At 53.1% G+C, this 18,794-nt stretch carries 18 protein-coding genes; 2 read left to right on the top strand and 16 right to left on the bottom strand.

Going from position 1 to position 18,794, the window contains the following annotated elements; genetic code table 11:
* Positions 1 to 9: 9 nt before the first annotated feature.
* From HHL22_RS13760 to HHL22_RS13685, 16 genes are all read right to left on the bottom strand, one after another.
* Positions 10 to 252: a hypothetical protein gene (locus HHL22_RS13760; protein WP_169531927.1), complete on the bottom strand. Its 243-nt coding sequence runs from the start codon at positions 250 to 252 to the stop codon at positions 10 to 12.
* 34 nt (positions 253 to 286) lie between these two features.
* Positions 287 to 868, bottom strand: a complete 582-nt coding sequence (locus HHL22_RS13755; RefSeq protein WP_169531926.1) for a DUF420 domain-containing protein — start codon at positions 866 to 868, stop codon at positions 287 to 289.
* Positions 852 to 1,562 (bottom strand): hypothetical protein, encoded by a 711-nt coding sequence (locus tag HHL22_RS13750; RefSeq protein ID WP_169531925.1) that lies wholly within the window; start codon positions 1,560 to 1,562, stop codon positions 852 to 854. Before HHL22_RS13750 ends, HHL22_RS13755 begins: the two co-directional genes overlap by 17 nt.
* A 5-nt stretch (positions 1,563 to 1,567) precedes the next feature.
* Positions 1,568 to 1,921, bottom strand: coding sequence for a cytochrome C oxidase subunit IV family protein (locus tag HHL22_RS13745; RefSeq protein ID WP_169531924.1), 354 nt, complete (start codon positions 1,919 to 1,921; stop codon positions 1,568 to 1,570).
* Positions 1,922 to 1,996: 75 nt separating this feature from the next.
* Positions 1,997 to 2,773 (bottom strand): cytochrome c oxidase subunit 3, encoded by a 777-nt coding sequence (locus tag HHL22_RS13740; protein ID WP_169531923.1) that lies wholly within the window; start codon positions 2,771 to 2,773, stop codon positions 1,997 to 1,999.
* A 44-nt stretch (positions 2,774 to 2,817) separates the two neighbouring features.
* Positions 2,818 to 3,411 carry a cytochrome c oxidase subunit 3 gene (locus HHL22_RS13735; protein ID WP_241738102.1) on the bottom strand — a complete coding sequence of 198 codons (594 nt, stop codon included), beginning with the start codon at positions 3,409 to 3,411 and terminating at the stop codon, positions 2,818 to 2,820.
* A 148-nt stretch (positions 3,412 to 3,559) separates the two neighbouring features.
* Positions 3,560 to 4,411 (bottom strand): heme o synthase, encoded by an 852-nt coding sequence (gene cyoE / locus HHL22_RS13730; protein ID WP_169532448.1) that lies wholly within the window; start codon positions 4,409 to 4,411, stop codon positions 3,560 to 3,562.
* A gap of 57 nt (positions 4,412 to 4,468) precedes the next feature.
* Positions 4,469 to 5,617, bottom strand: coding sequence for a COX15/CtaA family protein (locus HHL22_RS13725; RefSeq protein ID WP_169531922.1), 1,149 nt, complete (start codon positions 5,615 to 5,617; stop codon positions 4,469 to 4,471).
* Between the two features lie 115 nt (positions 5,618 to 5,732).
* Positions 5,733 to 7,598, bottom strand: a complete 1,866-nt coding sequence (locus tag HHL22_RS13720; RefSeq protein ID WP_394354456.1) for a cytochrome c oxidase subunit I — start codon at positions 7,596 to 7,598, stop codon at positions 5,733 to 5,735.
* A 39-nt stretch (positions 7,599 to 7,637) separates the two neighbouring features.
* Positions 7,638 to 8,741, bottom strand: a complete 1,104-nt coding sequence (locus HHL22_RS13715) for a cytochrome c oxidase subunit II (protein ID WP_169531921.1) — start codon at positions 8,739 to 8,741, stop codon at positions 7,638 to 7,640.
* 112 nt (positions 8,742 to 8,853) lie between these two features.
* Positions 8,854 to 10,173, bottom strand: coding sequence for a quinol:cytochrome C oxidoreductase (locus tag HHL22_RS13710; RefSeq protein WP_169531920.1), 1,320 nt, complete (start codon positions 10,171 to 10,173; stop codon positions 8,854 to 8,856).
* Positions 10,174 to 10,180: 7 nt separating this feature from the next.
* Positions 10,181 to 10,936 carry a c-type cytochrome gene (locus HHL22_RS13705; RefSeq protein ID WP_241738101.1) on the bottom strand — a complete coding sequence of 252 codons (756 nt, stop codon included), beginning with the start codon at positions 10,934 to 10,936 and terminating at the stop codon, positions 10,181 to 10,183.
* Positions 10,936 to 11,529: a DUF3341 domain-containing protein gene (locus tag HHL22_RS13700; protein WP_169531919.1), complete on the bottom strand. Its 594-nt coding sequence runs from the start codon at positions 11,527 to 11,529 to the stop codon at positions 10,936 to 10,938. Before HHL22_RS13700 ends, HHL22_RS13705 begins: the two co-directional genes overlap by 1 nt.
* A complete protein-coding gene (nrfD, locus tag HHL22_RS13695) occupies positions 11,522 to 12,997 on the bottom strand; it encodes an NrfD/PsrC family molybdoenzyme membrane anchor subunit (RefSeq protein ID WP_169531918.1) in 1,476 nt (491 codons plus the stop codon). The genes HHL22_RS13700 and nrfD overlap by 8 nt, the downstream gene beginning before the upstream one ends.
* A gap of 29 nt (positions 12,998 to 13,026) precedes the next feature.
* Positions 13,027 to 16,119: a TAT-variant-translocated molybdopterin oxidoreductase gene (locus HHL22_RS13690; protein ID WP_195809284.1), complete on the bottom strand. Its 3,093-nt coding sequence runs from the start codon at positions 16,117 to 16,119 to the stop codon at positions 13,027 to 13,029.
* Positions 16,120 to 16,236: 117 nt separating this feature from the next.
* The gene (locus tag HHL22_RS13685; protein WP_169531917.1) at positions 16,237 to 17,550 is read right to left on the bottom strand and encodes a cytochrome c3 family protein; all 1,314 of its coding nucleotides are present in this window, start codon (positions 17,548 to 17,550) and stop codon (positions 16,237 to 16,239) included.
* 521 nt (positions 17,551 to 18,071) lie between these two features.
* Between HHL22_RS13685 and rpsF the strand changes: the two genes are divergently transcribed.
* Both rpsF and rpsR read left to right on the top strand, forming a co-directional pair.
* Positions 18,072 to 18,455, top strand: a complete 384-nt coding sequence (rpsF, locus tag HHL22_RS13680) for a 30S ribosomal protein S6 (RefSeq protein WP_169531916.1) — start codon at positions 18,072 to 18,074, stop codon at positions 18,453 to 18,455.
* A 20-nt stretch (positions 18,456 to 18,475) separates the two neighbouring features.
* Positions 18,476 to 18,754, top strand: a complete 279-nt coding sequence (gene rpsR, locus HHL22_RS13675; protein WP_169531915.1) for a 30S ribosomal protein S18 — start codon at positions 18,476 to 18,478, stop codon at positions 18,752 to 18,754.
* Positions 18,755 to 18,794: the final 40 nt, after the last annotated feature.

Here is an 18,794-nt window from a genome sequence, read left to right as displayed (position 1 = left end):
AAATAACCGCTATTTCTTGCTCGGCTTCGGATGGGTACGGCGGTACCAGAAGAAGCCTACCGCGCCCATCAGCAGATAGGGCACGGTCATCATATACACAATGCCTTTGTTGAGGCCATCTACGTTGTAGTCGTCTTTTTCGGCGCGGGCCGCCTCTACCTGGCTCTTGCACATCACGCACTGGGCTAGGGCCGGGCGCAGGCCGCCAAGGGTGAGCAGCGTGAGGGCAAGCAGCAAAACAAGCTTTTTCATATTATGGGGGCTTAATACATGAAAGATACAACGGCTAAGCAGCCGGGTAATAGGGCGCAATCATGAAATAAACGATAACGCCCGTTACCGACACGTAGAGCCAGATAGGAAACGTCCAGCGGGCAATGCGCTGGTGCTTGGTATACTGCCCCGTGAGGGCGAAGTAGAGCGTAAATAGCACCAGTCCTACCGTAACGGCGGCCAGACTGATATGGGTCAATAACAGCACAAAATAGACGTAGCGCAAGGCGCCAGTGCCTAAGTAGTGCGTGCTCTCGACCTGCGAGTGATAGGCCACGTAGGACAGCAAGAATAGCCCGCCTAAACCAAAGGCAGTGAGCATGGCGGCGCGGTGGGCTACCACGTTCTTTTGGCGAATGAAGTAAAAGCCCACCAGCAGCGCCAAGGCCGTGAGGGAGTTAAGCAGCGCATTGACGGCGGGCAACATGCGCAGGTAGTGCCCCGCGCCCTCAATCCGAAAGATGTTCTTGTAGTAGAACAGTACGGCTACCAGTACCGGCACTACCACCCCTAGCGTACCCAGAATAATTTTGTATTTGGTGTAATCGCCAGGCTCCAGGGTAGGCGGGTGCAGCTGCTCAGTGGCAGTGGTCATAGATGTAAAGCAAAACGTTGAGTTCCGTAATTAGCCGCTCCAGCTCGTGGCGGTCGGTGGCGTCGTAGTAGCCCCGCACGTGGCGGTTGCGGTCTAGCAATAACAACCTACCGGCTGGCAGGTTCCCCGGCTCGGTACTGGGGTTGAAGGGCAGGTGCTCGGGCCGCAGCGCGGTGAGGCCCAGTTCGTAGCGGGCCACGCGGGCCAGCGTATCGGCTGGCGCCGCCAGAAAAGCCCACTTGCCCGCAATAGTGCCGTATTGCTCGCTTAACTGCTGCAAGCGGGTGGCGGCCTGTGCCGTGGTTTCGCCGGCGGCGAGGGGCACTAACGTAGCCAGCCGCACATCTGAGCGCGTCCGAAAAGTTTCCTGCAGGCGAGCCAAGTCTCGGGTGCCGGGCTCGTCATCGCCCGCTACCCTAGGGGCCGTTAGCACCTGCACTAGGTAAATGGCCTTGGATTCGCCGGGCAACCCGGCACTCAAGTGACCAGCCGCATCCAGTAGCTGCGGCAAACGAGCCTGGTGATAAACAGTATCGCGCTGCCAACCCCCAGCCGCGCTGCGGACCGAGTCCGCCCGCACGGGCAAGTAGGTTGGCAGCGCGTAATGGTTGCGGCCGAAGCTATACAGAAAAAGGAATGCCAGCACCGGCACCAGCAAAAGCAGGCCCAGTAAAATCGTCTGGCGCGGCCGCATCAGGCCTAGCTAAACATGTGCGAGAGTACCTCGCCCACATAAGAGCCTTCGGTTACGAGCGCCACTACCAGCCACACCAGCAGCGCGGTTGGGATGAGGATAGTCCAGATAAGACTCTTGACTTCATGCTTGAGGTGCATGAACTCACCCACAATGAAAAACGCCTTCAGAATCGTCATTACAATGAAGATGCTGTTGCGGAAAGTACGCAGACCGGGCGAAGTCATGGTAAAGGCAATCAAGAACTCGAAAGCCGTAATAATAACCAGTACCCAGAACGTCTTCCAAATCCAGCCGGTGTTCGGCTTGGCAATTTCGCCGGGATGCAGCGAGAGTTCTTCAGCGTGGTTAGCAGACATAGTTTTTATACAAAATAGTGATTTAGGAAGAAGTTACCCTAGGGTTTACCTCTCACTCGCAAGCCACCGGGTCAATTAAACGAGGTAAAAGAAGGTGAATACGAACACCCACACCAAATCTACAAAGTGCCAGTAGAGGCCGATTTTCTCAATCATCTCGTAGTGGCCGCGCTTCTCAAACGTACCGTTGGTAGTGGCGATAAAGCACCATATGAGCAGAATAACGCCCGAGAATACGTGAGTGCCGTGGAAGCCAGTGATGAAGAAGAATAGGTCACCAAACAAGGGCGGCCCGTACTGGTTCATGGCCAGGTTGGCGCCAAAAAAGCGGGTACCATCTGCCATAATGGTAGGCTCCTCATGGCCGCCAATAAAGTGGCTCCACTCCCAGGCTTGGCTGCTCAGAAACATCGAGCCGAATAAAATAGTCCACAACAGCCATTTCTGCACGTCGGCTTTATCCAGGCGGTGGCCAGCTTCTACGGCCAGCACCATCGTTACCGAGCTGAAGATGAGAATCATCGTCATCAAGGCCACGAAGGCCAGGGGCAAATCGACACCGTGGAAGCCGGGAAATGCGTTAAACACTTTTTCCGGCACCGGCCAGTGGGCGGTGCTGAAGAAGAAATCCTTAGCCGGCCCGGTATATACCCCGTGCTTGTGGCGGATGAGGCCGTAAGCCGTCAGAAACGCGCCAAAGGTGAACGTGTCCGACAACAGGAAAAACCACATCATCAGCTTGCCGTAGCTCGCTCTGAAAGGTTCGTTGCCGCCATCCCAGGTGCCGGAGCGCGGGGCGTCGGCAAAGTCGGTGGTAGCAGCCGTGGGCTGCAGGGTGGTAGATTGGGCCATAGCAGATAACAGGAATACCGGCTGGCTTTACGCCAGAAAGCCTATTAGTGGTTCAAAAGTAGGAACAAATACAAGTACCACCAAAGCAGGCCCAAGAAGTGCCAGTAGATAGCGCCATTGCCAATCGAGAGCATAGCCCGCGAATGCACCTGATAGTTAAGGCTTCGCTTCAAAACCACGCCGACGAATATCAGCCCCGAAATGATGTGAAAAGCGTGCCAGCCCGTAAGCACGTACAGAAACGAACCCGATGGATTGGCATCGGCGCCGCCGAAGTATGTGTTGGTTTGATGCACCAGGTAGGTCCAGGCGGCCCACTGGCTGGCCAAGAACCCTAGGCCCAGCAGCAGCGTCAAGACCAACCCAACCTGCACGCGCCGCAGCTCGTCCTTCTTAGCCGAGTAATAAGCCCACTGAATGGTAGCGCTGCTCAGAGTGACGAGGACAGTACTCAAGATAAAAATATTGGGCAGGTCGAACTCGCGCCAGTTGCCTTCATCGCGGCGCACGATGTAGCCGCTAGTCCAGCCGGCAAAGACCATGAAGAAACTAAAAATCATCAGTATCAGCAGCACCCGGTAGGGGTGCCAGCCGAGGCCCACTTCTTTTTCGGGGAGTTCTTGGGTTGCGTCCATCATAGTAGCACTTAGCCAGCCACTACCAGCAGCCAGCCTTTGGGGTTAGAAAACGAACAGTACGTTGCTAGTTTAACAACTTGCGGGTAGGTTTAACTCCGTTAAATCAGTCTTTTTGCAGAATAATGCCCTAGGGATAATTGCTTCAAAATCAGACTTTATCCAGCACTAGCGCAATTTGCACAATGGGCAGGTACAGGAACGAAGCAAACATGATACTGAGCGCAGCCTTACGGTCTTGGGTGCGCATGAGCTGCACGGTGAGCAGCGTAAACAACACCCCGCACACCAGCGCAATGCCCGCCGACACGCGCCCCGAGATGCCCAGCACCAGCGGCAGCAGCGATACCGGCACCAACAGCACCGTGTAGGTCATTATCTGGAAGGCCGTGCGCAAATCGCGGTTACCAGGCGAGGGCAGCATTTTGAAACCAGCGCGCCGGTAGTCTTCATCGGCCACCCAGGCAATGGCCCAGAAGTGCGGAAACTGCCACATAAACTGAATACCAAACAGCACCCAAGCCGCCACACCCAAGTGCCCCGTGGCCGCCACCCAGCCAATAAGCGGCGGCAGTCCACCCGGGATAGCCCCTACCGCCACGCACACCGGCGACACGGTTTTAAGTGGTGTATAAATAAACCCGTAGAGGATAAGCGAGAGCAGCGAGAGGGCTGCCGTGAGCGGATTGAAATAATACGCCAGCAGCCCTAGGCCCGCTACCGCCAGCAAGGCACAAAACCCCCACGCCTCGCTTACCGATAGGCGGCCGGTGGGCAGCGGCCGGTTTTCGGTGCGGTGCATCAACTTATCTAGGTCTTTCTCAAAAACCTGATTGATGATGTTGGCGGCGCCAGTTACCAGCAGCCCCCCTAGTAGCACAAGCAAGGCCCGTGGCCACGTTGGCGCCGTTGCTCCCAGCCAGTACCCCATCGCGCTTGAAAAGGCCACCGTGAAGGAAAGCCGAAATTTCAGCAGCTGAAAGTAGGCGCGCGCCTTGTTCATTAAACCCATTTAATTTGCGGCTGCAAAGGTACGGCCCATTGCCCCTAGGGCGGGCACCTAGCTAACTGGCGCCGCCAGCTGCGTAGCAGCAATAGCCCGACCGCTGGCCGCAGCTAGGCGCCGCAAGGCCAGTAGCAACAAAAACTGGGTTCCAAATAGCAGCGTAGCAATAGTTAGATGCACGGGCTGCAGCCAGGCCGGCAGCCCGAAGTAAGCCAGCGAAATACCCGCGGCCATCTCCACTGCCAGCAGTAGCCCCATCAGCCCTACTAGCCGTTGGATAGCGGGCTCAGCTAATTGCCACAGCCAGTAGCCCACTACTACGTTAGCCAGCACTACCAAAGCCGCCAGCGTCCGGTGCGATTCAAATACGTTGCCCAGTTGCGCCACCCATGTTGAGCGCTGGGCGTAGCTGTGAGCCGCCGCTATCAAATCGATTTGCTCGCGTACCTGCGTGCCAATGATAATCTGCCCAAAGCTTAGCAGCAGCAGCCCACCCACCAGCCAGCGCAAGCCAACTGTAATGGCAGGAGTTTCATCGTCGAGTTGCTGACCAGTTGTTTCTAGCTCGGCGGGGGCGTCTAGGGCCAGTACTTCACCGCGGCCATACCGCGCTCGATGAGCGGCACACAGCAATAGCCCCACTATCAGCAGGGCTAGGCCCATGTGCACGGTTACCATCACGGGCAGCAGGTTGGTAGATACTACCAGCGACCCTAGCCAGCCCTGTACCCCCGTAAGCAGCCAGCTAGCCACTGCCAGCCAAAATACCGGCCGGTCGTGCCGCCAATAAGGCAACGCCACCACCGCTGTTACAAAAACAAAAATGCCGATTAGAGCCCCCAACAGGCGATTGAGGTACTCAATCCAGGTTTTGGTGGCATTAAAATCGGTATCGATATACTGCGTAGGATGGGCGAAGATGTTACCTGCTACTTGTCGAAATCCCAAATGCTCTAAAGTGCGCGCTAGTTTTTGATTTTTAGCTACCCGTTGCGCCGTATACACTTGCTTGTAATTGGCCGGTAATTGGCTGGCTTGGGTGGGGGGCACCCATTGCCCAAAGCACTTAGGCCAATCGGGGCATCCCATACCCGAACCAGTTGCTCGTACCACACCGCCAACCAGAATAAGTAGGTACACGCTTGCTACCGTTAAGCCGCTCCAAAAGCGAAAGCGGCGCACGAAACCTAGGTTCTTTAACATAACTGGGTAAACAAGATTGCCGCGCAAATCGCTTCGAGCAAGGAAGGTTTTTACTATAAAAAAACGGGCCGCCGACGTGCGGCGGCCCGTTTTAGGGCATTCGTTTTAGCGAAAGCTATTCAGATAATTCCTGCTCATAAGGCAGGTTCGACTCCGGTGTAGCCGAATACGGTACGGTCTGCGGAATGAAGTCCTTATCAGAGCCAGGCTTGCTATAGTCATAGGGCCAGCGGTACACAGCCGGAATCTCACCCGGCCAGTTGCCGTGGCCAGGAATAATCGGGGTAGTCCACTCCAGAGTTGTTGAGTTCCAGGGATTTTGGGTAGCACGACGGCCCCGGAAGATGCTGTAGAAGAAGTTGAAGATGAACACGAATTGCGCGAAGAAGGCCAGAATGGCCGCCGTCGAGATGAACTTGTTCAAATCAGCAAATTGCGAGAAAGCATCAAAACCAGTCCAAGCATAGTAGCGGCGCGGGAAACCAGCGATGCCAACGTAGTGCATAGGCATGAACACCAGATATACCCCAGCAAACGTGAGCCAGAAGTGGATATAGCCCAGCTTCTCATCCATCATACGGCCAAACATTTTTGGGAACCAGTGATACACCCCAGCAAACAAGCCGAAGAAGGCCGACGAACCCATTACCAAGTGAAAGTGCGCTACCACGAAGTACGTGTTGTGCATCTGAATATCAAGGGTAGCATTGCCAAGGATGATACCCGTCAAGCCACCCGAAATAAACAGAGATACAAACCCAATGGCGAACAGCATAGCTGACGTGAAGCGAATATTACCGCGCCAAAGCGTAGCCAGCCAGTTGAATACCTTTACCCCCGACGGTACGGCAATAATAAGCGTCAGGAACATGAATACTGACCCTAGGAAAGGATTCATACCTGTTACAAACATATGGTGAGCCCACACTACGAATGACAGCAGCGAGATACCAATCAGCGAGCCAATCATCGCGCGGTAGCCAAAAATGGGCTTACGAGCATTAGTAGCTAGCACCTCCGACACCATACCCATGGCGGGCATAATTACGATATATACTTCGGGGTGGCCTAGGAACCAGAACAAGTGCTGGAACAACACTGGCGAGCCACCTTGATTGGGTAGCGCCTGCCCAGCAATATAGATGTCAGAAAGGAAGAATGAAGTACCAAACGAGCGGTCGAACACCAGCAGCAAAGCTGCCGAGAACAGCACTGGGAACGATAGGATACCAAGGATTGCCGTAAGGAAGAAAGCCCAGATAGTGAGCGGCAGCTTGCTCATGCTCATGCCGCGGGTGCGCAGGTTGATAACTGTCGTTACGTAGTTAACTCCGCCCAGCAGCTGCGATACGATGAAGAACACCATGCTCACCAGCCACATGGTCATACCCATACCTGAGCCGGGAATGGCTTGCGGCAACGCCGATAGTGGTGGGTATATAGTCCAACCAGAAGCTGCCGGGCCCGTTTCCAAGAACAATGAGCTGAACATGATGATGCTCGACAGGAAAAAGAACCAGTACGAAAGCATGTTCATGAAGCCCGAGGCCATGTCGCGGGCACCAACCTGCAGCGGAATCAGGAAGTTGGAAAATGTACCTGACAAACCAGCCGTTAGCACGAAGAACACCATGATAGTGCCGTGCATCGTCACTAGGGCCAAGTAAAACTCGGGAGCGATTTTGCCGCCAACTACCCACTTACCTAAAATGGGCTCTAGCCAGCCTAGGGTAGCCTGCGGCCAACCTAATTGCAAACGGAACAAGCTAGATAGCGCGCCACCTACGATAGCCCAGAACATCCCCGTAATAAGGAACTGACGGGCAATCATTTTATGGTCTTGGCTGAACACATACTTCCACAGCCAGTGCTGGTCGTGGTGGTCATGCTCGTGCAGGTGGTCATCGTGCGTGGTGGCTGGCGCCGCAGCGGTGCCAATACCTCCTTGCGCCTGCGATGAGCCAGTCATGTTAGTAGCCATATGAATGTTTATTGATTACTTAAATGTAAGGCCAAAATCCTAAAGCGAGGATTGAGCGGATAGCGGCATAGTAGCCGGTGACTCCCCCGTTTCATTGATAGAACTCTTTCTAGCTTCCTGGCTTCCGCCTTGGCCTAGGCCGGTTTGCTTGCTCATCTGCTTGAAAGAAGCCATGAGGTCTGCGTTCTGGGAATTTGGCTTTTGCGCGGCAAACCAAGCTTGATAGTCATCGGGCTCGTCTACTACGATGATAAATTTCATGGCATTGTGACCTAGGCCACAAATCTGGTTGCAAGCCAACTCATAATTAAAGGCAGGATTGCCTAATTTGGCCCGCATCTCATCGGTTGTCGTAGTAGGTGTGAACCAGAAGCGCGTCGGCATACCTGGCACTGCATACATCTGCACTCGGAATTGAGGCATGTAAACAGCGTGCAACACATCGCGCGAGCGAATCTTAATAAGTACCGGATGGCCCTTGGGCACGTGAATCTCAGAAGCAGTGAAGTCATCCATCGATGCCTTATCGCTTAGGTCAAACCCAAAGTCGTTTGAAGCATCAATGAGGCGATAATTCACTACACCTAGCTTTAGGTCGCGGCCGGGATAGCGCACCAGCCAGTTAAACTGCTTGCCCATCACTTCCAGCACTACTGCATCTTTAGGAGCTGGGCCGGTAATGCGGGTCCAAGCTTTCCAACCGGCAAAAATCAACGTAGCCATTACAATGGCTGGGATAATTGTCCAGATGACCTCAATCTTATTGTTGTGCGAAAAGAAATAAGCCCGGCGGTTATCGCGGTGCTGATACTTATAGGCGTATACAAAAAGTAAGATGTGGGTAATCACAAAGGCAATGCCGATGACAACCATCGTCGTCCAAAACATCTTTTCCATAGCGTGGCCATGAATAGATGCGATGGGCGGATTCATCTTAGGGTAAGCCTGCACAAAGGAGTAGAAGAACAGGGCGCCACCTACTACCATAAATACCAGCATGAGCAAGGCATTCACGCGGTTGCTGGTGCCAATTTCCCGGTTAGTTGAGCCCGAGAAAATGGCTGTCAGTATTTGGATGCGGAACAGCAGGCCAAATACCACCAGTAGGAGTACCAGTACCAGCGAAATAGTTAAAGCAGTCATCTTGGAAGTGAGTAGGGCTTAGACTTTAGAACAGAAAGCTTAGACCCTAGAGCTAGCACAGCGGCGCAACTCTCTAAGCTCTAAGCTTTCGGCTCTTATTTCTAAAAAGTTATTACGTAGTGTGGTGGACGCTCTCTTCTACAAAGGGGTGATTAACTGGCACTAACGAGGCTTCAGCCAAGCGGCGGGTCATTAGTACAAGGAAGGAGCCTAAGAAAATCATGGCGATGCCAATCTCAATTAGAAACCCATTATTGCCCTGTAAGGTGCCCGGCATAAACATTAAATAAAAGTCCGACCAGTGCCCTACTAAAATGGCAATGCACACGATTTTCATAATAATCATCTGGCGCTTGGCATCGCGGGTCATTAGTGCCAAGAAAGGGAAGCCAAAGTTGATTACTAGGTTGAAGTAGAAAATCCAAGTATAGCTGCCATTGAATCCTCCTAGGCGCTGGTTGAAGTACACGGCTTCCTCAGGCAGGTTGGCGTACCAAATAAGCATGAACTGTGAGAACCACACGTAAGTCCAGAAGATGCTGAAACCAAACATCAACTTGCCTAAATCGTGAAAATGATTGGCGTTCAGAAAGCGCAGGTAACCAGCTTGCTTCAGGAAAATGGCCGTTAGCGTGGTAGCGGCAATGCCTGATACCCACCAAGAGGCAAATACATACCAGCCGAACATAGTGCTGAACCAGTGAACATCAACTGACATCACCCAGTCCCAGGCCGACATCGAAGAGGTTACGGCAAACAGCACCAAGAACATGGCTGCTGCCACAATACTTTTATGGAAATAGTATGTACCACCCATCCGGTCTTCTTCCAACGACAACTGGCGAAGTTTGCGCGAGAACACAATCCAGATGATTAGGTACGAAACCATCCGTACCAAGTAGAATCCAGTGGTCAGGAAGCCTTTCTTACCAGCAATAATGTGGTCGTAGTTGGCCGATTTAGGATCCATAATGCCTGGCGTCGTCCAGTGAAAAATCTGGTGAGCCACTAATGCATCGTATAGAAAGAGTACTGCTAGCAGTACGGCCCCTGGAATCAGCCAAGCGCTTAGCGCTTCATTGATGCGCTTTACTATTACCGACCAACCCGCATAGGCTACGTACTGGATAGCCATAAAGACGGTACCTACGACTGAAACACCAATAAAGAATACATTGCTGTGCCAGAGGCTTACCAAAATTCGACGGCCTAGGACGGAGCCATGGTCGTGCGCATCGGCATCATGGGTAGCGTCTACCATAGGGCTTACGCCCGCCGGGTTATGCCCGCTCTTGCTAAAGAGAGCCACGACAATACCAATAATAAGAACCAGAATACCAGCACCAATAATGGTGTAAAAGGTACGTTGGGCTTTTCCGCTCAAGTGTAGCTGCTCAGCAACTGGGGCTTCGTGATGATGTACTGTTGCCATAGTTCAGTTACATGCGGCCATTACGGCCTTTAGTGTTGCCTTGCCCAGGCGTGGCAGACTCTTTATTAGTGCCAGCTTGTCCCTCAGCTTTCTGGTTGAGACCATCGGTCATCACTGAAGCATTGCCCTCAGTAGCGCTCGTTACGGGAACTGGTGCATTTACTTTAACGAGCTTCGGCAAGTCGGCTGGGTCGTTGTTGAGTTGCAATACGTGTACGTACATAGCAATTTTCCAACGCTCTTCCGGATTTACCTGCGAACCATGGGGCATCATACGGTTGCGGCCCCACTCAATCACGTGGTAGATGTGACCGTCGTTCATTGTTTTGTAGGCTCCCGTCGCGTAGTTGGGTACCCCTTTGAATTTCTGGCCTACCGGGCCATCACCTTTGCCACCTTCGCCGTGGCAGTGCTGGCAGTAACGCGTGAACAATACTTGGCCTTCTTCAATATTGGCCTTAGTATAGGGATACGGGTTTTGCAGTACTCGCTCCGCGATACGAACGCTGTCCTTCGGAATATGGTCGAAGTAAGCTAGTTTACCACGCGGTATCGTCCCAATGGCTGGGTCGCGCTCATTAATGCCAAAAGGGTTGACAGTATTGAAGCTGATTTGGCGAAGCGGCTCGTACGGAATTGATTCGTACATCTCCGGCGCATATTCTACGCCAGGGTCACCGGCATCAGGCGTGCAAGACACCACACCAAGGCTTAGTGCCAAAGAAGCCGAGGCCAGCCCGTATTTTAGAAAAGGCGACATCATTAGAAGTTGGTCATTTCCTTGTGATTGACTTCGCTAGCCCCATTATCACGGAAAAGCGTAGTCAATTTCGACAACTGCGAGCTGGATTCATCTAACTCAACAGCCACCACAAACTTATCGTCCGTGGCGCGGGCGTCAAGCACATTCACCGTTGGCTTTGGGTACAGTCCGCTGATGGTAAAGAAGGTAATCATCATGCCAAAGGCCGTGAACAGTACCGTTAATTCGAAGCTTACCGGGATGAATGAAGGTAAAGCAATGTTGGGTTTGCCACCAATAATCATCGGCCAGTCGAAACCCAACATGTAAATCTGCATCCAAAGGGCAAACGATAAGCCACAGCAGCCAAAGAAGAAGGCCGCAATTGGCAAACGTGAGCGCTCTATCCCTAGGGCATCATCGATGCCGTGTACAGGGTAGGGGGAGAATACGTCATAGATTCTAACACCCGCCGCCCGCATGTTATCAATGGCATGAAGCAGCACGTCCTCATCCTCGAAAATGCCTACAGCGAAGCGTTTAGTACGGCTGGCAGAAGTGTGGTGCGTGTCCTGCACTACCGGGCCGGCAGAGGTAACGGCGGGGCTATTCATGCTTATCGTAGTTTACGGGTGCCGAAGCCGGAACACCGGGGGTAGAATAAGGAGCGGGAGCAGCCGTACGCGTGATGGGTTGACCACCGTTGTTAGGGCCGCCGTAAGTCGGACCGTTGTTGACAGTATACTTCAAGATAGTCTTCACTTCAGCCATGTTAATCACGGGGAAGAACTTAGCGAAAAGTAAGAATAGCGTGAAGAATAGGCCGATTGAACCAACGTACATCCCCACATCGATAATGGTAGGCGAAAACATAGCCCACGACGAAGGCAGGTAATCGCGGTGCAACGATGACACAATGATTACGAAGCGTTCGAACCACATACCGATGTTCACGATTATCGACAAGATAAAAGTCATCGTAATGCTATAGCGGATGCGTCGGAACCATACCATCTGCGGCGAGAGCACGTTGCACGACATCATGCTTAAGTAAGCCCACCAGTATGGTCCAGTAGCACGGTTTAAGAAGCAATACTGCTCGTACTCTACCTGCGAATACCAAGCAATGAAGAACTCTGTGATGTACGCCACACCTACGATAGAGCCCGTAACCATCATGATTTTATTCATGAGTGCAATGTGCTCTAGGGTAATATAATCCTCTAGCTTAAACACCACGCGGGTGATGAGCATCAGCGTCAGTACCATGGCGAAGCCCGAGAAGATAGCACCCGCTACGAAGTAAGGAGGGAAGATGGTTGTGTGCCAGCCCGGTACTACTGAGGTAGCAAAGTCCATTGATACAATGGTGTGCACTGACAGCACCAACGGCGTTGAGATGCCAGCCAAAATCAGCGATACCGTCTCGTAACGTGACCAGTGTTTGGCCGAACCACGCCAGTTGAAGCTCAGCATCGAATAGCTAAACTTGGCAATCTTACCCTTAGCCCGGTCACGGATGGTAGCGAAGTCAGGAATCAGACCAGTGTACCAGAATACCAGCGAAACCGAGAAATACGTGGAGATGGCAAACACGTCCCACAACAGTGGCGAGTTAAAATTCGCCCATAGTGAGCCAAACGTATTTTGCAAGGGCAACACCCACCAGCCGAGCCATGGACGCCCCATGTGCAAAATCGGGAACTGGCCAGCGCAGATTACGGCAAAAATTGTCATAGCCTCCGCAGCACGGTTGATGCTGCTCCGCCATCTCTGCCGGAAAAGTAGTAGTACTGCTGAAATGAGCGTACCGGCGTGGCCGATACCTACCCACCACACAAAGTTGGTGATGTCCCAGGCCCAGCCAACCGTTTTGTTTAGGCCCCACTCACCGATGCCGAACCATACGGTACGATACACGGAGTAGAAGAATACACCTAGAAAAAACAGCGCTACGGAGAATGCAGCCATCCAACGAATGTTGGGAGCGGCTTCTACCTGCCGGCACACGTCTTGTGTAACGTCGTGGTACGTTTTACCCCCGGTAACGAGCGGCTCGCGTACAGCTGAGATGTGCTGCATAAGGATGTGGGGATTAGAGAGTTAGTAAACTAAACAGGGCGGTTGGAAGCAGGCTGCTTTTCTTCTGTTTCTTCACCTTCTTCTTTGCCAAACATAGTGGAGTCCGAGTTGCGAATCTTGGTTAGATACGTCACGTTAGGCTGCACGTTAATCGAATCAAGCGAGTGGAAAGCCCGCTCTCCGTCCTCGCGACGTAGCAGTTGGCTGATGCGGCTGCTAGGGTCGCGCATGTCACCAAATAGAATAGCTTCGGTGGGGCACGACTGTGCACAGGCAGTTACAATCTCACCATCCTTCGGGCGGCGCTTCTGCTTCTTAGCTTCCAACTTTCCTAGCTGGATGCGCTGGATGCAGAACGAGCACTTTTCCATTACCCCACGAGCCCGTACCGTTACGTCAGGATTCAGTACCATACGGCCGAGGTCAGTGAACATATGACCGTTCACGTCCTCAAACTTCTCGTTTGAATAATACGAGAACCAGTTGAAACGACGCACTTTGTATGGGCAGTTGTTAGCGCAGTAGCGCGTACCGATGCAACGGTTATAGGTCATCTGGTTGAGACCTTCCGAGCTGTGCGTAGTAGCTAGCACCGGGCATACCGTTTCGCAGGGCGCATGATTGCACTGCTGGCACATCATCGGCTGAAACACCACTTGCGGGTTAGCTGCTGGGTCTTCCATCTTGCGGTAAGTGGTAATCTTACCCTCTTTATCAAACTCGTCTTTATGCGTATCCGAGCTGTAGTAGCGGTCGATGCGAATCCAGTGCATCTCGCGGCGATTAATCACCTGCTGCTTGCCAACTACGGCCACGTTATTCTCGGCTTGGCAGCCAATCACGCACGAGCCACAGCCAATGCACGAGTTTAGGTCGATGGCCATGCCCCAGTGGTGGTCGTTGTATTGGTAATCCTGCCACAACGACACCTTATTGGGCTTTTCCATGCCCTCTGGGGTATATACCTTCTCGTATTCAGTTACTTCCTTAGGATTCTCGCGATACTTCTCTAGCGTATTTACTTGCACCACCTCACGGCGGTCCATCAGCGTCTGATGCGTTTGCGTTTGGGCGATAGGGTTGGTAGCGCCGGTTTTTTCAAGCGTTACAGTATTCATATACTGCACTGCGCCGTTGGCGAACATAGCCAGCGGGAAAGCATTCGCCCCTAAGTTGTCGCCTACCTTACCCGTTTTAGTGCGGCCATACCCTAGGGCAATGCTTACCGTACCATCGGCCTGCCCAGGCTGCACCAGCACCGGCACTTCGATAAACTGCCCACCAACTGTAACTTTAATTACATCACCTTGCTCCCACTTGTTATCTACCGCCATCTTGCGTGGGATAGCGAGGTAGTTGCCCCAAGTAGCCTTGGTAATGGGGTCAGGTAGCTCGTGCAAGAAGGGATTGTTGCCCTCTACCCCACCATCACCAATACCTACTTTCTCATATAAAGCTACTTCAATACCTTGCTTAGCAGCATTGCTGAGAGTGCCGGCGGCTTCAGTAGCACTTACGGTGCGCCCTGCGAAGGTTGGCTTTGGCAAGGCGGACCCGGTAGCTACCCCATCGTGCACCGCTTTATCCCAGGCGGCCTGGAAACCAGCACCACCCCCTAGCACCTGCTGCCAGCCAGCCCGCAAGAAGTTATAGTACGTCTCATTTGAGCCAGCCCAACGCAGGAGACTCTCCTGGGCTTGCCGTGTCTTAAATAGCGGCATAATAGCCGGCTGTGCCAAGCTTAGGCTACCCCGCTTAGGCTCGTAATCATTCCAAGATTCTAGCCAGTGGTTATCAGGAGCCTGATACTGGCAAAGCGAGCCGGTTTCGTCAAGGCGGTCGTTGAAAGATACCGTCAGGCCTACTTTAGGCAATGCTGCTTCAATCTCCTTGCCCCGAGGGTGATTATACACCGGGTTGGCATGGTAAAAAATAACTGCGCCTACTCCCCCGCTCTTCAGGTCGTCTACAAACTGATTCATCTGAGCGTCGTCGCCTTGGCGCACGTAAGCCGGATTAGTCAGGTCAATAGTTGAGCCTACGTTGCCAAGTGCCTGGTTGATACCAGCAACTACTGCTTGCACGGAGGGGTCATTCGAGCCGGTTACTACTAGCGAAGCCCCGCGGTTAGCTTGTAAGTCTTTCGCTACCTGCGCTACTTGCTTTTGCACGTTAGCTGGCAAGTTGCCTCCCGCACCGCCACCAGCAACGGCATTGTACAGAGCCAGGGCTACCGAGCCAATCTGCGAAGGCCGCACAGGCACCCGCACGTCAGCATTAGCTCCCGTCATCGACAAGTTAGCTTCAAACTGATAGTGCTTCGACATGGTACGCTTACCCGTATTAATCTTACGGGTAGTAGCGTATTGCCGCGCGTATTCAACAGGCGAAATCCAGGTACCGAGGAAATCAGCCCCTAGGCTCACAATGACGTTGGCCCGGCTGAAGTCGTAGGCCGGCAGTACACCACCGTTGGCCTGCAATAGGCCTGAGGCGGAGTTAACATCGTACATCACATGCTCAACACGTGGGTAGCGACCGGCTAGCGCGGCAATGGCGCGCTTGGTACTAGGGCTGATAATGGTGGGCGACAGCACCACAAGGCGGCCTTGAGCATTAGCTAGACCACTGCGCACGGCGCGGTCTACGTCGTCCGTCTTAGCCTCTTTGCCCTTAATAGCAAAGTGTTGCAAACGGGCACCATCGTAAAGATTAAGCACGGCCGCTTGGGCACGAGCCGACAAGCCACCACGCGTAATGGGCGACTCCGGGTTGCCTTCCAGCTTAATCGGGCGGCCATCACGGGTCTTTACTAGTACCGCATTATAGTCCGAACCGTTAAAATAAGTGGAAGCGTAGAAGTTAGAGATAGTTGGGTCAACCTCCTGTGGCTTATTCAAGTAAGGAATAGCCTTATGCACGGGGGTTTCGCAGGCAGCTAGGGTAGCAGCAGCTACCCCAAAACCCATTAACTTCAGAAAATCACGGCGGGGAGCGGCCGATTCATCAACTGAACCAGCGCGTGCTTCTTTAACCGGCAAAAAGTCGGGAAACTCGGCGAAAGCATTCTTAACGAATTCCGGCGAATTCTCTAGCTCTTCAATTCCCTTCCAGTACTTCATTTTATCGAAAATGCGACTTACGGCGCGGGGCCAGAATAGCGCTAAGCGCTTTTTCTGGCATGGCTCGGGTCTTGCTTAGAAATGCGTTATTGAAAAATCTTGTGCTTAGCTGATAGCCTAGTAGTGGCACTTGGCGCACTCAGTACCCCCGTTCGACGACACGGTGAACGGCACGGCACTGTTCGACTTATCGTGCAGCTTCACTAAGGCATCGTAGTAGGCGTTGCCTTTCGTGTTGAGTGGCGTTTCGCGGTGACAGTTGATACACCAACCCATCGTGAGGGCCGAGTACTGATATACCACTTCCATGTTCTGAATGGGACCGTGGCAGGTCTGGCACTGGATATTACCTACCACCGTGTGTTGCGAGTGGTTGAAGTAGGCTAGGTCGGGTAAGTTGTGTACCCGTACCCACTGAATGGGTTGCTTGCGCTCAATAGCCCGGTAAATCTTCTTAATCTCTGGCGATTCCGTCTTAATCTGCGAGTGGCAGTTCATACAGATGTTGGCCGAAGGAATGTTGGCCGACTTGCCTTTATACACCGAAGTGTGGCAGTAGGCGCAGTTGATATTGTTTTCGCCGGCGTGAATCTTGTGCGAGAAGGCAATTGGCTGCGTGGGTTGATAACCCTGGGTCAGGCCTACTGCCATTACGCTTTGCACGCCTTCGTACAGTAGCACCAAGGCGAAAACCACGCCTACGATGCCACGCAGCACCGGCGAGCGGTACAGACCCGACCAGTCGAAGCGCTGATTCAACGTTTCTACGTCGCGGCCGTCCAAGTCCTTGCGGCCTTGTAGCACATCCTTCATCAAGTTGGCGATGATGGCCAGGGTTACTACCAGCACAATCAGCACTACCACCAATACAATGAGCAGGATGTCGGTATACCCACCGGCTGCCGCGCCAGCATCGCCACTAGCAGCTTGGCCATCAGCAGCACCAGCATTTTGCACGGTAGCTCCGGCGGTAGCAGCCGTAGCACCGCCCTCCTGCGAGCCAATCCAAGCTACAATATTTTTGATGTCCGTATCCGACAGTTGCGGGAAAGCAGGCATCTGCTGCTTGCCGTTGTCATTATAAAGCTTCACGGCGTAGTCGTCGCCGCTAGCGATAACTTTCGCCGAATTGTGAATCCATGGAATAATCCAGGAGATAGAGCGGCGCTTGGAGATACCACCTAGCGCTGGGCCTACTACCTTTTCATTCACGGCGTGGCACTGGGTACAGTTGGCTTTAAACAAGGCATCGCCAGCGGCAATACCTGCTTGGTCGCCGCCACCACCGGCAGCTGCAGGAGCAGTGCCAGGGGCAGTTGCTGTGCTCTGCTTAGGAGGAGCCGTAGCGTCTGATTGGGCCAATGCTGGGCCGGCCAAAGCCAAAAACAGGCCGAGCACCCAGGTGGTAGTGCGGAATATAAAGCTATTCATCGTTCAAACGAACAGGTAAAACGGAGTTCGGGAATACCCTTTCCGGGGTGCAAATGTAGGCTAGGAATCGTGGGTGGCAAAAGCAGGAAGGGCCTTTACAGCACCCGCAAGCTTATTTAGAAATATACCAAATAGCCAAATCCTATCGGTTCTTAAAACCATCTTGAGGGCTAGTATCTACTAAGGTATTGGCTGTGGGCTTAATCCGAGCCTGGCAGTTTCGTTTTTTAGGCGTCTGCTTTTCAGCTTGGTTACTAGGGTATGCAGTAGCTGCCTTCCTAAAAAGTTAATAGAAATAATTCAAGTTTCCCCTCCAGCAACAGGTGCCAAGTAAGGGAGACCTAGGGTAGTAGCCGCAGCTAGGCGGCACTACTGGCAAAAGTGGGCTTCTACGCGAGGCTAGGGCCGGCTGTCTAATAGGGGGCTAGGCCTAAGAAGTAGCACCAACCGTTGGCAATGTGCCCGAAAGTCAGTACCTTTGCACCCCAATTAATTTTTCACTCATAAATTCAACCTCCGTCATGGACGTAAGAAATTACGAGACGGTCTTCATCCTCACCCCCGTATTGAACGAGGGCCAGGTGCAAGAGACGGTCGAGAAGTTCTCGCAGGTGCTTAAGGAAAATAGCGCCGACATTATTGCCACTGAAGCCTGGGGCCTGCGCAAGCTTGCCTACCCGATTCAGAAGAAGAGCACGGGCTACTACTTCACGCTGACGTACTCGCACAGCGGCGAAGCCAACGTAGTAGACGCCCTCGAGCTGGCTTTCCGCCGCGACGAGCGCGTTATCCGCTTTCTCACCACGGTGCTCGACAAGCACGCGGTGACGTACAACGAGCGCCGCCGCAACGGCGAGATGAACCAGCAGCGCGCTGCCAAGGAAACCGAAGCCGTAGCCCAGTAATTTTTAAGTAAGCAACGACGATGGCAACTCCTAACAACCGCAACAACCAGAACGACCGCAACAACGGCGGCAAGCCCGTTGACACGCGCAACAAGTACTGCCGCTTCAAGAAGAACGGCATTAAGTACGTGGACTATAAGGACCCGAACTTCCTGCTAAAGTTTGTGAATGAGCAGGGCCGCCTCCTACCCCGCCGCATCACGGGCACCAGCCTCAAATTCCAGCGCAAAGTGGCCCAGGCAGTGGCGAAAGCCCGCCACCTGGCCCTAATGCCCTACGTAGCCGACGCCCTTAAATAAATTATGAATGTTGGCTTATAAAGGGTAAGCTGCTGAGCTG

Source organism: Hymenobacter polaris (assembly GCF_012927305.1).
GTDB classification, from domain to species: Bacteria; Bacteroidota; Bacteroidia; order Cytophagales; family Hymenobacteraceae; genus Hymenobacter; species Hymenobacter polaris.
This window is presented reverse-complemented; position numbering and strand designations above follow the sequence as displayed.